The organism is Streptomyces cirratus, assembly GCF_014650775.1.
In the GTDB taxonomy this organism is placed as follows: domain Bacteria; phylum Actinomycetota; class Actinomycetes; order Streptomycetales; family Streptomycetaceae; genus Streptomyces; species Streptomyces cirratus.
In genome coordinates, this window is the sequence record NZ_BMVP01000013.1 from 77,820 (window position 1) to 92,154 (window position 14,335).

Consider the following 14,335-nt stretch of genomic DNA (forward strand, 5'->3'; position numbering starts at 1 on the left):
CACGATGACCATCGAGACGGCAGACCGGGTACACGTCAACAACACCGTCGTCGAACTCTTCGAGAGCGTCGGCCCCATCGACTGGGACGACCTGCCCGCCGCGGCGGAGCTGACCCAGCGGCTCATCCGCGAGTTCGCCGCCGACAAGGCCCTGTTCCGCAGGCTCCTGCTGGCCGTCGAGCACGACCCGTACCTGTGGGCCAAGTGCGAGGAGGACCTGGTCGAGGACAAGATCGTGCTCTGGGACGACGTGGACAAGGGCTTGCGCATCAGGCTCCGGATGTCCACCGACCACCAGCAGCAGCTCGCCCACAACCACCGCTTCTCGTTCACCAACCTCGTACTGCGCGGCACCTACCTGCACCGCAACTACGTGGCCCGCAACGGCTTCGACGAGAACACCCTGCCGGACGACGTCCAGCCGCAGATGCTGCACGAGGACCGTGCGGGCGAGTGCTTCACCATCCACCACAACGCCCTGCACTCCACGCCCTTCACCGAGCTGGGCACCATCTCCCTGGTCCTGCGCGGCAATCCGGTCAAGGACCGGGCGCCGGTCATGTTCAAGGAGGCCCGCGGCCGCGACGAGGCGCTGCGCCGGTTGCAGGACGGCCCGGACGCCGGGCGCGGCGAGCTGTCCGAGATCGAGCCGGACACGGCCGAGGTCGGCACCATGTTCTGGCGCGTCGGGGAGGACCGCGAGTCCGACGAGCGCCGTGCCGAGCGTCGGATGACGAAGGAGAAGTACCACTACTGGTGCCGCCGGCTGGAAGAGCTGGGGATCATCTGAATGGCCATCCGACGGGTCACCCCGGGGCGGGGGGCGGTGCGCTACGGGCTCATCGGCCCCGGCTCCCACGCGCAGGAGAACCTGCTGCCCGCCCTGGCGGAGCTGGACGCAGCCGTGCTGACCGCCGTGGCGGCCCGCCGGCCCGATGCGGCTGCCGAGGCGGCCCGGCGCTGGGGCGCCGAGCTGTGGACCGACGACTGGACCGACCTGGTCGACGGCGACGGCGGCCCCGCCGTGGACTGCCTGGTCGTGGCCGGCTCCCCGGCGCTGCACGCCGAGGTCCTCGAACGCGGCCTCGCCGCGGGCATCAGTGTCTTCGCCGAGAAGCCGCCCGCGCCCGACACGGCCACGCTGGAACGGCTGGTCGCCGTCGAACGGGCCGCGCCGTCCGGCACGGTGGCCTTCGTCGGCTTCAACTTCCCGTACGGCCAGTCCTACCGCAAGCTCCGCGACACGCTGCGCCCGCACGGGACGCTGCGCACCCTGGACGTGCGGATGGTCTCGGCCAAGCCGGCCTCGCCCGTCTGGGGCAGCGCCACGGTGGAGGACAGCCTGCTGCAGGGTCTGGGCACCCATGCCGTGGACCTGGCCCTGCGGGAAATGGGCGTCCCCGACCGGATCACGGCCCGGCGCGCCGACATCGACGCGCGCAGGCGTGCGTTCCGGATCCTGCTCGAGTACGCCGACGGGCGGCTCGCCACCCTCCTCGTGGGCAACTACTCCAACCGCCTGGAATACCGGTGCGAGCTGGTGACCGACGAGGGTGTGGTCGGCTGCCTCGACCACTTCAACACGCTGACCGTCGCCCGTCCGGCGACGGCCCCCGGCACCGGCTTCCTGGACGGCAAGGAGACGCTCCGCTACGACTGGCCGGGACGCCGCGGCGGCTACGGCCGCACCGGCTACGCCACCGAACTGGAGAGCTTCCACCGGAGCGTCGTACGGGGCGGGCCCGGTGACTCCCCGCTCTCCTCGTGCCTGGACGTGTACCGCGTACTCGACGAAGTCCGCCGCCAGACGGGGGTACCCGCGTGACGCCCGCCTCCACGTCCCTGGCGGGGCGCACCGCGCTGGTCACGGGCGGCGGCAGCGGCATCGGCCGGGCCGTGGCGATCACCCTCGCCTCGCTCGGCGCCCGGGTCGCGGTCAACCACCCGCCCGGCGCAGCCGCGGACCCGCAGGACGGGGCGCACCTGCCCGACGACTGCTGCGCGGTGGCGGCGGACGTCCGCGACCGGGAACAGGTGGCTGCCATGTTCCGTACGATCGGGCGGCGTTGGGGCCGGCTCGACATCCTCGTCAACAACGCGGGCGTGTTCCCGCGCACCGCGGTCCTGGACATCGACGAGACGGGCTGGGACCTCGTCCTCGACACCAACCTCAAGGGCGCCTTCTTCTGCGCCCAGGAGGCGGCGGCGATGATGGTTCCGCGGCGTTCGGGCCGGATCGTCAACGTGGCGTCGAGCGCCGCCCTCACCGGGTCGCCGAAGGGCGCCCACTACGCGGCGAGCAAGGCCGGGCTCATCGGCCTGGGCAAGTCGCTGGCGCGTGCGCTCGGCACATACGGCATCACGGTGAACACGGTCGCGCCGGGTGTGACCCGGACGGCCCAGCCCGGCCTGGACGAGGAAGGTTTCGAGGCCGAGGGCCGGAAGATCCCGCTCGGCCGCGTGGCCCGGCCGCAGGACGTGGCGGACACGGTCGCCTTCCTCGCGGGTGACGCCGGCGCGTACCTGACCGGTCAGACGCTGGGAGTCAACGGCGGGACGGTGATGGTGCCGTGAGCGGCCCGCGGCAGGCCGCTGGCGCCACGGCGGGCTCCGTCCTCGCGGAGCTGACCGAGCACGCGGGCGGCCCGCTCGAACGGGTGCGGGCCAAGCTCTCGCCGGTGCTGCACCCGTGGCTGCGCCGCTTCGTCGAGCTGTCGCCGTACGTCGTGGTGGCGAGTTCGGACGGGAACGGGCGCTGCGACGCCTCTCCCCGCGGTGGCGTCCCCGGCTTCGTCCGGGTCCTGGACGAGCGGACGCTCTTCCTCCCCGAGGAGTCCGGCAACCGCCTGCTGCAGACCCTGCGGAACCTGGAGCAGAGCCCCGGGGTCGGGCTCCTCTTCCTCGTACCGGGCGTGCGGGAGACCGCCCGGGTCAACGGCCGGGCCGAACCGCTGGCGCGCAGCGACCCGCGGTGGGAGTCCCTGCCCCTCGGCGTCGAGGAGCGGGAGCGCCTGGCCTGGGGCTCCCTCGTCCATGTCGAGGAGGCCTATTACCACTGCGGGCGCGCGAGCCGGTTCGCCGACCTGTGGGACACCGGCCGGATCAACCGCAACCAGACGGATCCGCCGCTGAGCAAGCGGCCGGCCGTGACGGCAGGAGGGGAGAATCATGTGCGGCACGGTCGGCCTGTTCATGGGGTGTTCGGCGGTCAGCCTGTGCCCGAAACAGGCGCTGTTCGCCCGGCGGGATGACACGGGAGGCAACGACGGGGGCGATGCCGGCCGGGACGGGGACGGTGAGGACGGGGCACAGACGTACGTCAGCCCGTTCCGCACCTGGTACGAGCGGGCCACCGTGCGCTCCGCCGAGCGGCGCCGGCTCGGGCCCCTGACCGACGGTCAGGACTTCTTCGCACCGGAGCTGGTGCCACTGGCCGGCCATCCGCTGATCGCGGGGCTGCGCGGCGAACGGCCCGGGGTCTACCGCGAGGTACTCGTGCGGCACCTGTACCGGTACCTGGACTTCACGGCGAAGCTGGAACACCTGGTGGTCAACCGGACGGTGCTCGGCATCGCGCACGGCACGATCGGGGTGCGGGTGCCCGAGGCCATGCGGCTGGACGCCTTCAAGATCTACTGCGACGAGGCGTACCACGCGCTGTTCTCGGCGGACCTCGCGGCCCAGGTGCGCGAAGCGACCGAGGTCCGCGCGGATCTGGCGCAGGTGCCGTACTTCGTCACGCGCCTAGAGCGGTTCCTGGAGGAGACGCCGGACGACCTGGCGGCACTCACCGAGATCCTCTTCGTCATCGTGTCGGAGACTCTGATCACGGCTCAGCTTTCGGAGATGGGCAACGATCGCAACGTCGCCCCGGCGGTTCGCGAGACGGTGCGCGACCACGCGCTGGACGAAGGCCGCCACCACGCCTATTTCGCCATCTTCCTGCGTCACCTGTGGGGTCAGCTGACGCCGGCCACCCGCCGCCGCGCGGCACTTCGGGTGCCGCGGTTGATCCGTATTTTCACGGACCCCGACGTCCCGTCGGTGGAAAAGGAGATCGTCGGTTACGGGCTCCCCCGTGACGACGCCAAACAGATCGTCGCCGAATTGTTTCCGGATGCGTCCGTCACCGCTTACGCGAAGAGCGTCGCGCAGCAGACGGTCCGGCATTTCGCGTCGGTCGGGGCACTGGACGACGAGCAGGTGCGCGCGGAGTTCGCCGCGTACGGACTGCTCTGAGGCAAGGACAGAAGGACAGGCTGATGAACCATGTGATCACCGCCGAGGACGGCCCGCGCCTCCTCGGCCTGTTGCGCGAGCAGGGGCTGCTGCCGGACGGGTACCGGTGCGTGTACGCGGCCGGCTCTTTGGTGCGCGGCTGGGGCAACGAGACGAGCGACCTCGACCTGTACGTGGTGTCCGACGCGCCGGGCGCGCCGCACGGCGTGGAGGACTTCCACCCCGTGGCCCTGACCCCCGACCGCGTGCCGGTGGCGGTCCCCACCCTCGGGGACCGGCGCGGGGACGTCGAGTACTGGTCCGCGGACCAGGTCGGGCAGTTGCTGGCGAAGGTCTCCTGGGAGGCGTACCGCAGCGAACGCGACAGCGGCGCCACCGTGAGCCAGGTCGAGCGCGACGCCCTGGTCAAGCTCGGCCACGCGGTGGCCCTCGACGGTGCCCCGTGGCTGGCGCAGGCACAGCGACAGCTGCGGTCGTCCGCCTTCGGCCGGACGATCGCCGCCCGGAGCCTGGATCTCGCCGACACCTTCGCCGAGGACGCGCTGGGTCAGCTGGGTTCGGGGGACGCCGAAAGCGCGGTGCTGACCGCGAAGCTCGCCTTCGGGTACGCCGCGGACGCGCTGCTGGCCCACCACGGGGAGTACGGGACGACGGCCAAGTGGCGGTCGAAGAAGTACCGGGCCGCGGCGCCGGCCGTGCTGCCCTTCGAGCGGTACTGGCGGATCGAGACCATGCGCGACTACGACCCGGGTGACCCGGGCCGCTGGATCGAGGACGTCATCGGTTGTGTGCGGCGCGTCTCGATGGAGGTGGAGGTCTGATGGCGGCGGAGGTCCACGACCACAGCGTGCCCCGGCAGAATCTCGAAGTCCGGATCCGGTCCACGGGGGGCACCATCCTGCTCGCCCGGTACGACCAGGCGTACGAGCTGCCCGAGGTGGCGGCGTTCATCTGGCGGCGCGTCAACGGCTGCGACCGGGTCGAGGACATCTCGCGGGCGGTCGCCGAGCACTACGGCATCGACGCCGGCACGGCCCTCGCGGACACCGCGGAAATGCTGGAGTGGCTGCGGGGCGAGGAGCTGGTCCTGCTCGGCGACTGAGCCCGCCCCTTCCGAATTCTCGCCCGGAAAACAGGCGGGAAAAGCCGTTCTCGAAATTCGGGAACGGCTTGGAGGCGTTTCCCGGAATTCCCTGGGAAATAATTTTCCGGACGGGGTTGCAATGGCTCCGGAATTCCGCCTAACATCAGCACATGACGCCGCACCGGATCAGCCGGGGCAGCGGAAACCGATAATAAATGAGGTGTTTCGTATGAAGCAGTACAACAAGCCGCAGGCGAAGAAGGTCGACTTCTCCCGCGTGATGATGAACAACCGCTAATTACCAGCGGACCGGGGCGCCTCTTCACCATCAGAGGCGCCCCTTGTCTTTTCACCAGACCTTTCACCAGGTTTTTCACCCAGTTTTCACCCATGTTTTCACCCCCCACCGGAAAGGAACGGGAGCATGTGCGGACTCGGCGGTCTCGCTCGCATCGACGGGCAGGACCTCGGTGTCGAAGCCGACGCGATCCTGGCGACCATGGCCCGCACGCTGGCGCACCGCGGGCCCGACGAGGAAGAGCTGCTGCGCCGGGGGAAGGTCGGCATGGCGTTCACCCGGCTGTCCCTGGTGGACCCGGAGAACGGTGGCCAGCCGCTCTACAACGAGGACCGGTCGGTCGTCCTGATCGCCAACGGCGAGGTCTACAACCACAAGGAGCTGGCGGCCACGCTGCCGGCCGGGACGCGTTTTCGTACCGGCTCGGACTGCGAGGTGCTCGTCCACCTCTACCAGCACAAGGGCCTGGACTTCCTCGACGACGTCCGCGGCATGTTCGGCCTCGTGCTGTGGGACAGGCGCCGCGACGTCCTGCTCCTCGCGCGCGACCACTTCGGGGTCAAGCCGCTCTTCTACACCCGTGACGACCGGCGGATCGCCTTCGCCTCCGAGATCAAGGCGCTCTTCGCCGACCCGGCCACCCCGCGCCGCGTCGACTGGGACGGCGCCCTGGTCAACCCGACCGTGACGTCCGCTCCCTCGCTGGACCTCGCCGCGCCCGCCACCTACTTCGAGGGCGTGGAGTCGGTCCCGGCCGCCACCATCCTCGAAATAGACCTGCGCGACGGCGCGACCCGGCGCCACGCCTACTGGACGCTGCCCGACTTCGACGGGGACTCGACCCGCACCGACGAGCAGATCATCGGCGACTTCCGCGAGCTGCTCGCCGACTCGGTGCGGGCCTGCGCCACCGCGGACGTGTCCATCGGACTCTTCCTCAGCGGCGGCGTCGACTCCGCCGCGGTCGCCGCCCTCGCCGCGGGCACCACGGAGCTGCGGACCTTCTCCGTGCTGAGCGGCTCGACCATGGTCAACGGCGACGCCATGCACGCCCGGATGGTCGCCGACAAGCTCGGCGTCGCCAACCACCAGATCCGCTTCGACGCCTCCCACGTGCCCACGGCCGACGAGTGGAAGCGGCTGCTGTGGCTCACCGAGATGCCGACCTGTAGCCCGGAGCAGTACTACAAGCACGAACTCCACCGGTACGTCCGGGCCGAGCACCCCGAGATCAAGGCCATGCTGCTGGGCGCCGCCGCGGACGAGTTCTGCGGCGGCTACTCCACCACCACCTCCGGCGACGCCGGCTGGCGCGCTTTCGAGGACGCCCTGACCGGCATGGCCCGCCGCGGCCGCCTGGACAGCGGGCGGCCCCGGCTCGCGGCGTGGTGGGAGGGGGCCGAAGGCGGCCTGCTGACCGACGCGGCGCTCGACCTGGGCCGTGCCCTGCCGGGCCGCGACCCGTACGGCGCGTTCGTGGCGGCCAAGATGCGCGACGTCGAGCAGTTCAACTGCTGGCACGAGGACCGTACGGCGGCCGGCAGCGGCACCGAGGCCCGCGTCCCCTTCCTGGACCGGCGCCTGGTGGAACTCGTCGCGTCGATCCCGGCGGCCCGGCGCGAGCGCCTGCTGTGGGACAAGGCCATCGTCCGCCGGGCGGTCGCCGACCTGCTCCCGCCCGAGGTGACCTACCGCCCCAAGGTGCCCTTCTTCTACGGCGAGGGCGTGCAGCACACCCACCGTCCCTTCATCGAGATGCTCACCCGCGACGGCTCCGCGCTCGTCGAAGAGGCCCTCGCCACTGCGCGCGGCAAGGAACTGCTCGACGCGGACCGCGTCCGCGCCCTGCTGCGACGTCTGGCCGACGCCCCGCTCTCCGCTCACGTGGAGCGGCTCCTGCCGCTGCTCAACCTGTGCCTGCTCGACACGATGGTTGCCGAACTCCCGCCGCCGCTGGTCGAGTCCGCGGTGCTGTTGCCCGCAGTACGCCCCGCCCACCCGTTCACCGACTGGGACACCGAGGCACCGCGGATCGAGGAGCTGGTCTTCGCGCCGTCGCGCTGGTCACGGGAGAGCGTCCTCTGCCTGGCCGACCACGTCGAACTGCTCCGGGACGGTTCCGGCACCGCGTACCTCGCCGTCGAGGGCTCCCTGGAGTACGTGCTGGAGGATGACGCCCCGTGGACGGCCCTGCTGCACGCCCTCGACGGCACCCGGACCCTGGCGCAGGTCTGCGCCGGCCTGGACACCCACCCCGAAGCCTTCCGGCAACTGCTGGACGACTCCCTCGACCTCGGCCTGCTGTCCCCGCGCACGCCTGCCGGGACCGGCGCAACACCCCACGAGTGAGGTAGGAACCTTGATGACCACCGACTTGGCGATCGAGGCCGTGGACCTTGCCCGCTCCTACCGGACGCGCACCGGGTGGCTGAAACCCCAGCGCAAGACGATCGATGCCGTCCGGGGCGTCTCCCTGGCCGTGGGACGGGGAGAGCTGTTCGGTCTGCTCGGCCCGAACGGCGCGGGCAAGACCACCACGATCAAGATGCTGAACACGCTGCTGCTGCCCACCGCGGGCAGCGCCCGCATCCTCGGGTACGACGTCGCCCGGCAGCCGCTGGAGGTGCGCCGGCGCATCGGCTACGTCTTCGGCGGCGACCGCGGCCTGTACGAGCGCCTGTCGGCGCTCGACAACCTCCGCTACTTCGCCGAGCTGTACGGGGTCGAACCCCGCGAGCAGCTCCCCCGCATCCACCAGCTCCTGGAACAGGTGGGACTGACGGGCCGTGAGAAGGAACGCGTCGAGGGCTACTCCCGCGGCATGCGCCAAAAGCTCCACATCGCACGCGGCCTGCTGCACCGGCCCGACGTCCTGTTCCTGGACGAGCCCTCGATCGGGGTGGACCCGGCCGCCGCGCGCGAACTGCGCCGGATGGTCGCTGACCTCGTCGAGGGCGGCACCACCGTGCTCCTGACGACCCACTACATGGCAGAGGCCGACGAGCTGTGCGACCGCATCGCGGTCATCGCCTCGGGCACGGTGCGGGCCGAGGGAACGCCCGACGAACTCAAGGACCGGGTGCGCAAGCTCGACGTCCTGGAGATCGAGGTGCACGACGCGATCGGGGAGGAGCACCTGCGGCTGCTCCGCGAGACCGGGGGGATCGAGCGGGCGACCGTCGAGACCAAGGGCACGATCGACGTCGTGACCGTCCACGCCCGGCCGTCCCACGCGAGCCACGCCTCGGTACTGGCCGCGCTCGGCGACCTGCGCACGGGCAAGGTGACCACCCGGGAGCCCACGCTGGAGGACGCGTACCTCTCCATCGTCAGCGACGCGGCGACGGCGGGGAGCGAGGGATGACGGCCTACGGCACCTCCCGCGGCCCGTACCGCTTCTGGCGGCTCATGGCGGTCGGCCTGCGCACCCACGTCCTGCACCTGTCCCGCTCCGGCGTCGAGCTGGTGATGGCCGTCTTCTCACCGCTCGTCTACGCGACGCTCGCGGTCTACCTGTTCCGGGCCGGCGACCACCCGGACCGGCTGCTCCAGGCGGCGGTCGGAGCCGGCCTGATGGGCGTCTGGTCCGCGGTGCTCTTCGGGGCCGGCGGCGCCATCCAGGAACAGCGGTGGATGGGTACGCTCGAGACGCTGGTGTCCGCGCCGACGCGTTTCTCGCTCGTCCTGATGCCGATCACCTTCGCCACCTCGCTCGTCGGCCTGTACTCGCTCGTGGCCACCGTGGTGTGGGGCGTCGTGGTCTTCGACGTCCCCTTCGCACCGGCGTCGCCGTGGCTGCTCGCGCCGGCCATGCTGGTGTGCGTCGTGGCGCTGGGCATGATGGGCATCCTCATGGCGGCCACGTTCGTGCTGCTGCGCAACGCCAACGCCCTGGCCAATGCCCTGGACTACCCCGTGTGGATGTTCTCCGGCGTGCTCGTCTCGACGGCGTCGCTGCCGCAGTGGACGCGCCCGATCACCTGGGTGCTCCCGACGAGCTGGGCCGCCCGGGCGGTGCAGGCGGCCACCGGCGGGGGCGAGGTCCTGAGGCCGTCGCTGGTGGCCCTCGGGCTCGGCGCCGGCTACGTGGGGCTGGCCCTGATCGCCCTCGTCTGGGTGGAACGCCGTGCCCGCAGCGCGGGCACCCTCACACTGACCTGAGCGCCGGAACACAGCGGAGACACAGCGATGACTGCACTGACGCGCGCCTTGCGCCTGACCTTCCACGGTGGCGGCCTGTCCTACCGTGCCCTGTTCAACTGGACCACCCCGCCCATGTTCATCGGCACCCTGCTGGTGAGCCCGCTGTTCCAGATCTTCTTCTTCGTCCACGTCGGACGGACCCTGGGCGTGGCCGACGACCGCTTCTACCTGTTGGGCAACGCGGTCCTGGCGACGAGCGTGCCCTGCGTGTACGGCGGGATCATGGCCGTGGCCAACGAGCGCCGGTACGGCACGCTGGGAGCGGTGCTGCTCAGCCCGCGCTCCCGGGGACTGATCTGGGGCGGCAGGGTCCTTCCGTACATCCTCAACGGGTTCGTCGTCATGGTCTTCATGATGGGCGCGGGCTCCCTGGCACTGGGCCTGCCGCTGCCCGCCTCGGCCCTGCTCGGCCTCGCGCAGGTATTCGTCGTCGCAGCGGCCTCCTGCGCCCTGTTCGGCCTGGCACTGGGAGCGCTGGCGGTGCGCATCCGGGACGTGTTCGTGATCTCGAACGCCGCCTTCACCCTGCTGATCCTCTTCAGCGGCGCGAACCTGCCGCCGGCGGCCATGCCGCACTGGATGAGCGCGATCGGGTCGTTCCTGCCGCTCTCGCACGCCATCACCGCGCTGCGGGCCCTGTTCGACGGCGGGTCGACCGCCGGGATCTGGCCAAGTCTCGGTGGTGAGGCGGCCGTTGCGCTGGGATGGGCGGCGGTGGCCTACGGATTGCTGCGCTTCTTCGAGTGGCGCAGCCGAGCGAACGCCGCATTGGACGTCATGTGACCTCGCGCGATACAAATCCTGCCAAATTCTTGACACTTTTTGCCACAGCGTGACGGGGTGGTTTAGCCTCTACCCAGCACGAATCGAGCAGACATCGAGCGATCCTCGAGCAGGCGCCACCTGCACGGGTTCCATTGCGCCTTTCGGTTGGCCGAATCGCGCGAGTCACGGGGGGTTTGGCAAGATGAAGGTGGTTCAATATGCGGTCGGCGCTCTCGCCGCACTGTTCACCGTCGCGGTCCTCGCAGGCGGGTCCGATTCCGGGCAGCACCCGCCCCGGACGGAAGTGCGGGCGGCAAGCGGCGCCGGTGTGATCGACTGGCCGTAACGGCCGGATATGAAAGACGCCGGTCGGTGCCCGAATTGCCGACCTGGGCAATATTTGCCAAAAGGTATCCCGATGTGAAATCATGCGGGGGTGGGTCATTGGCGACCCACCCCCTTTCTGGGTGTTGAATTCTATTCCCGGGAAGACAATGATGATCTTTCCGACAGAGGTGCAACGTGCTTGAGCAGCCTGGGTTCGGCAAGCGGCTGCGGCAGCTGAGGCAGCAGCGCGGAATCTCCCAGGTCGCCCTCGCCGGGACGGGAATGTCGGCCGCTTACCTGTCGAGGCTGGAATCAGGTGGCCGCCGCCCCACCGAGCGGGCCGTCTCCTATCTGGCGCAGCAGCTCGGAATCCCCGTCGAAATGTTCCAGGACGACCGGCCCGAGGACAGCCTCACCGAAGTGGTCGCCCTGATGGCCGCCGTGCCGGAAAGCGACTTCGACGCCGGTACCAGCAGGATGCTCGCCGAAAGCCTCGCAGCGGCCGGCGAGGCCGACGACCTCACCCGCTGGCACGCACTCGCCCAACTCGCGCGGGTGTACGAGGTGCTGGGTGACTTCCGCAAGGAACGCGACACCCTCCTCGAACTGAACGCGCTCGGCGAGAAGCTGGGCCGTGCGGCCCTCCAGAGCCGCGCCCGGATCCGGCTCGCCCACTGCGAACGCGACCTCGGCAATGTGAAGGCCGCCCGCGACGCGGTGACCGAGGCCCTCGGCTTCAGTGACGAACGGCGCGTGCGTGTCTCGGCCTCCGACTCGGTGCGGGCCCGGCTCCTGCTGGCATCCTGCCAGGCCGAACTCGGCGACCTCGCGGAAGCCGCCCGGCTGGTGGACGAAGTGTGCGAGTCGCTGCGCGGGTCGTCCGGCCCACTGGTGGCCCAGGCGTTCTGGAGCGCCGCGACGGTCGCTGCCCGGCAGGGCAACGACGCGCGCGCCGCGGAGTGCCTGACGCAGGCCATGGTCGCCATCGACAGCCGCGACGACCTCACCCTGTGGATGCGCCTCAGGCTCGCGGGCGCATCCCTGTCCCTGGCGTCCGATCCGCCCCGCGTGAGCGATGCCGAGGAGTACCTGGCGGCGGCCGAGCCCGCGATGAAGCTCATCGGCAGCTCCCGCCACCAGCAGGAACTGCGCTTCCTCCAGGCGAAGCTGGCCTTCCACCAGGACCGGGCGGACCGCACGGCGGAACTGCTCGCCGCGGGCGAGGACGACAAGAACCTGCTGTCCTACCGCGACCAGGTCCGGTACGACGTCCTGCGCAGCCTGGTCGCGCTGCGCTCGGGCGACCGCAACGCCCTCGACCGCCTGCGGGAGATCGCCGGCCAGGTCCAGGCGGTCAACATGCCGGATCTGGCGGCAGAGGTGTGGCGGACGGTCGCCCAGAACGCGATCTGAGTCCGGCGCCCGGTGCCCTGACGGCCACGGCCGGCGGGGCCCGCGCCGGGGACGGCTCTTACCGGGTGCCGGTGCCGGCCGGAGCTTCGCGTTCGGGCCGGTGACCGTGGACCGGGCGGGCCAGGTAGCCCGCCCTGCGCTCCACGGCGCCGGCTTCGACGCTGCCCGTCTCGGGCCACGGCAGGGTCTGCTGCTCGAAACCGGCTTCGACTCCGCTGTACACGGCCGCGGGCGGGCCCGCGCCCCCCGGCCCTTCAGGGTCACCACCGTGCCCCGCGCCGGCGGCGCCGGCCGGCGGCGCCGCCGTACCCGGGCAGGATCGTTACGCGGGGAAGCGCGGAGCGCGCATATCGTCGTCCCCCCAAGACCTCGTACGGATGCCGCTCGCGTGGGACGGCTCAGCCGCCGTCCGCTCGTGCCGGTGGTCCGCCGTTGTAGAAAGCAGCACTCGATGACAGCGCTCCCTTCGTGCTCCGCCCGCGTGGTCGTCCTCGGTGGTGGTCTGGCCGGCACCCTGGCCGCTGCGGCTCTCGCGCCGCACGTACGCGAAGTGCTGGTCCTGGAGCACGACTCGGTGCTTCCCGAGGCACCCGCACCCCGGCCGAGGCTCCCTCAGGCCGCCCACGCCCACATACTGTGGGCCGGTGGGGCCGACGCCATGGAGGAGCTGCTTCCGGGGGTGACGGCAGAGTGGCTCGCCGCCGGCGCCCACCGGATCCCGATACCCAACGGCATGGTGTCCTTCTCGCCGGCGGGCTGGTACCGCCGCTCGTGGCCCGACACCCACTACTTGATCGGGGCCAGCCGCAACCTCATCGACTGGGCCGTACGCGCGCGCGTCCTGCGGTTGCCGAACGTGCGGGTGCAGACCGGCTCTAAGGTCTGCGGCCTGGAAGGGGACGCGGCCCGGGTGCTGGGCGTGGTCGTCCGGGACGCGCAGGACGAGCGGCGGCTCGTCGCGGCGGACCTCGTCGTCGACGCGACGGGCCGCGGTTCGAGGAGTACCCGGTGGCTGCGGGACATCGGCGGCCCCGAGGTGCGCGAGACCGTCGTCGATGCGGGGGTCCGTTACGCGAGCCGCAGGTACCGGGCGCCGGAGGGGGCCGAGACCAACTGGCCGGTGATCCACATCCCTGCCGACCCGCGCCAGGACCGGCCGGGGCTCTTCGCCACGATCATCTCCATCGAGAACGGCCAGTGGCACGTCAGCCTGTCGGGCACCCGCGGGGGCGAGCCCTCGGCGGGTGAGGACCTGTTCGAGGTGTTCGCCCGCCGCGTCCGCCATCCGCTGGTGGCCGAACTCCTCGCGCGGGCCGAGCCGGTGAGCGAGGTCTCCGTGTTCACCCGTACCGCGAACAGGCGGCGCCATTTCGAGCAGGCGGCTCTGCCCGAGGGTTTCATCGTCCTGGGGGACGCGGCGACGAGCCTCAATCCCGTCTACGGTCACGGCATGTCCGCCGCGGCCCGCGGCGCGGTCGCCCTTCGGGACCTGGCACGTCGTACGTCCCTGCTCTCGCCGGGGTTCTCGTCCAAGGCCCAGCGCGCGATCGCCCGGCCGGCCGCGGCCGCCTGGACGCTGGCGGTCGGCCAGGACCGGTTCTACCCCGGCGCCGTGGGCGGGAAGCCTTCGCTGGTGGACCGGCTGGGAGCCCGGTACGTCCACCGCCTCAACCACACGGCCATCGGCAATGCCATGGTCGTCAGGAGGCTCACCGACGTCATGACGATGCGCAGACCGGCCCACATCCTCGGGCTCCCCGACGTCCTCCTGGCCGCCCTGCTCGGGTCTCGCATGCCCCTGCTCGACGGACCCGAGCTGATGCCCAGGGAACAGGAGGTCCTGGACCGGCCGCCGCTGCGGTCGGCCGGGGCTTCCGCTGCCGAACCCGGGAAATAGGCGCGCCCCGGGGCGCTTTCGGCTGCCCGTCGTGTGAAACGATCGTTTCGTTGCCCCGACTACCGTTTCCGTGGTCTAGTGATCGGCAGGTCAGGGGCCCACTCTGACC

At 71.1% G+C, this 14,335-nt stretch carries 14 protein-coding genes; 13 read left to right on the forward strand and 1 reads right to left on the reverse strand.

The genetic code is table 11. The features are described from left to right. The first annotated feature begins 4 nt into the window (after positions 1-4). From IE207_RS25795 to IE207_RS25850, 12 genes are all read left to right on the forward strand, one after another. Entirely contained in the window at positions 5-790 is a 786-nt protein-coding gene (locus IE207_RS25795; RefSeq protein ID WP_190186698.1) for a hypothetical protein, read from the forward strand. Further along, positions 791-1,825, forward strand: coding sequence for a Gfo/Idh/MocA family protein (locus IE207_RS25800; RefSeq protein ID WP_190186699.1), 1,035 nt, complete (start codon positions 791-793; stop codon positions 1,823-1,825). It begins immediately after the preceding gene. Next, on the forward strand, positions 1,822-2,574 hold the full coding sequence (locus IE207_RS25805; protein ID WP_190186700.1) for an SDR family NAD(P)-dependent oxidoreductase: 753 nt from the start codon (positions 1,822-1,824) through the stop codon (positions 2,572-2,574). The genes IE207_RS25800 and IE207_RS25805 overlap by 4 nt, the downstream gene beginning before the upstream one ends. Continuing rightward, complete coding sequence (locus tag IE207_RS25810; protein ID WP_229873997.1) at positions 2,571-3,251, forward strand: pyridoxamine 5'-phosphate oxidase family protein; 681 nt, start codon at positions 2,571-2,573, stop codon at positions 3,249-3,251. The genes IE207_RS25805 and IE207_RS25810 overlap by 4 nt, the downstream gene beginning before the upstream one ends. Continuing rightward, on the forward strand, positions 3,169-4,239 hold the full coding sequence (locus IE207_RS25815) for a diiron oxygenase (RefSeq protein ID WP_190186701.1): 1,071 nt from the start codon (positions 3,169-3,171) through the stop codon (positions 4,237-4,239). Before IE207_RS25810 ends, IE207_RS25815 begins: the two co-directional genes overlap by 83 nt. Positions 4,240-4,262: 23 nt before the next feature. Continuing rightward, complete coding sequence (locus IE207_RS25820; RefSeq protein ID WP_190186702.1) at positions 4,263-5,060, forward strand: hypothetical protein; 798 nt, start codon at positions 4,263-4,265, stop codon at positions 5,058-5,060. Next, positions 5,060-5,341 (forward strand): PqqD family protein, encoded by a 282-nt coding sequence (locus IE207_RS25825; protein ID WP_190186703.1) that lies wholly within the window; start codon positions 5,060-5,062, stop codon positions 5,339-5,341. The genes IE207_RS25820 and IE207_RS25825 overlap by 1 nt, the downstream gene beginning before the upstream one ends. A gap of 406 nt (positions 5,342-5,747) precedes the next feature. Beyond that, entirely contained in the window at positions 5,748-7,970 is a 2,223-nt protein-coding gene (asnB, locus tag IE207_RS25830; RefSeq protein ID WP_190186704.1) for an asparagine synthase (glutamine-hydrolyzing), read from the forward strand. 13 nt (positions 7,971-7,983) lie between these two features. Then, positions 7,984-8,985, forward strand: coding sequence for an ABC transporter ATP-binding protein (locus IE207_RS25835; RefSeq protein ID WP_190186705.1), 1,002 nt, complete (start codon positions 7,984-7,986; stop codon positions 8,983-8,985). Continuing rightward, positions 8,982-9,782 (forward strand): ABC transporter permease, encoded by an 801-nt coding sequence (locus IE207_RS25840; RefSeq protein ID WP_190186706.1) that lies wholly within the window; start codon positions 8,982-8,984, stop codon positions 9,780-9,782. Before IE207_RS25835 ends, IE207_RS25840 begins: the two co-directional genes overlap by 4 nt. Positions 9,783-9,809: 27 nt before the next feature. Next, entirely contained in the window at positions 9,810-10,607 is a 798-nt protein-coding gene (locus IE207_RS25845; protein WP_190186707.1) for an ABC transporter permease, read from the forward strand. Positions 10,608-11,111: 504 nt separating this feature from the next. Further along, positions 11,112-12,329 carry a helix-turn-helix domain-containing protein gene (locus tag IE207_RS25850; RefSeq protein ID WP_190186708.1) on the forward strand — a complete coding sequence of 406 codons (1,218 nt, stop codon included), beginning with the start codon at positions 11,112-11,114 and terminating at the stop codon, positions 12,327-12,329. A gap of 58 nt (positions 12,330-12,387) precedes the next feature. On the opposite strand, the gene IE207_RS25855 is transcribed toward IE207_RS25850, so the two are convergent. Next, positions 12,388-12,552 carry a hypothetical protein gene (locus IE207_RS25855; RefSeq protein WP_190186709.1) on the reverse strand — a complete coding sequence of 55 codons (165 nt, stop codon included), beginning with the start codon at positions 12,550-12,552 and terminating at the stop codon, positions 12,388-12,390. A gap of 228 nt (positions 12,553-12,780) precedes the next feature. On the opposite strand from IE207_RS25855, the gene IE207_RS25860 reads away from it, so the two are divergent. Next, positions 12,781-14,226 (forward strand): NAD(P)/FAD-dependent oxidoreductase, encoded by a 1,446-nt coding sequence (locus IE207_RS25860; protein WP_190186710.1) that lies wholly within the window; start codon positions 12,781-12,783, stop codon positions 14,224-14,226. The last annotated feature ends 109 nt before the right edge of the window (positions 14,227-14,335 follow it).

What these genes read in the sequence shown, in the direction of transcription:
- asnB (WP_190186704.1), top strand. Translation starts at nt 5,748, where the DNA reads ATGTGCGGACTCGGCGGTCTCGCTCGCATCGACGGGCAGGACCTCGGT.
- IE207_RS25800 (WP_190186699.1), top strand. Translation starts at nt 791, where the DNA reads ATGGCCATCCGACGGGTCACCCCGGGGCGGGGGGCGGTGCGCTACGGG.
- IE207_RS25825 (WP_190186703.1), top strand. Translation starts at nt 5,060, where the DNA reads ATGGCGGCGGAGGTCCACGACCACAGCGTGCCCCGGCAGAATCTCGAA.
- IE207_RS25845 (WP_190186707.1), top strand. Translation starts at nt 9,810, where the DNA reads ATGACTGCACTGACGCGCGCCTTGCGCCTGACCTTCCACGGTGGCGGC.
- IE207_RS25860 (WP_190186710.1), top strand. Translation starts at nt 12,781, where the DNA reads ATGACAGCGCTCCCTTCGTGCTCCGCCCGCGTGGTCGTCCTCGGTGGT.
- IE207_RS25795 (WP_190186698.1), top strand. Translation starts at nt 5, where the DNA reads ATGACCATCGAGACGGCAGACCGGGTACACGTCAACAACACCGTCGTC.
- IE207_RS25835 (WP_190186705.1), top strand. Translation starts at nt 7,984, where the DNA reads ATGACCACCGACTTGGCGATCGAGGCCGTGGACCTTGCCCGCTCCTAC.
- IE207_RS25820 (WP_190186702.1), top strand. Translation starts at nt 4,263, where the DNA reads ATGAACCATGTGATCACCGCCGAGGACGGCCCGCGCCTCCTCGGCCTG.
- IE207_RS25840 (WP_190186706.1), top strand. Translation starts at nt 8,982, where the DNA reads ATGACGGCCTACGGCACCTCCCGCGGCCCGTACCGCTTCTGGCGGCTC.
- IE207_RS25815 (WP_190186701.1), top strand. Translation starts at nt 3,169, where the DNA reads ATGTGCGGCACGGTCGGCCTGTTCATGGGGTGTTCGGCGGTCAGCCTG.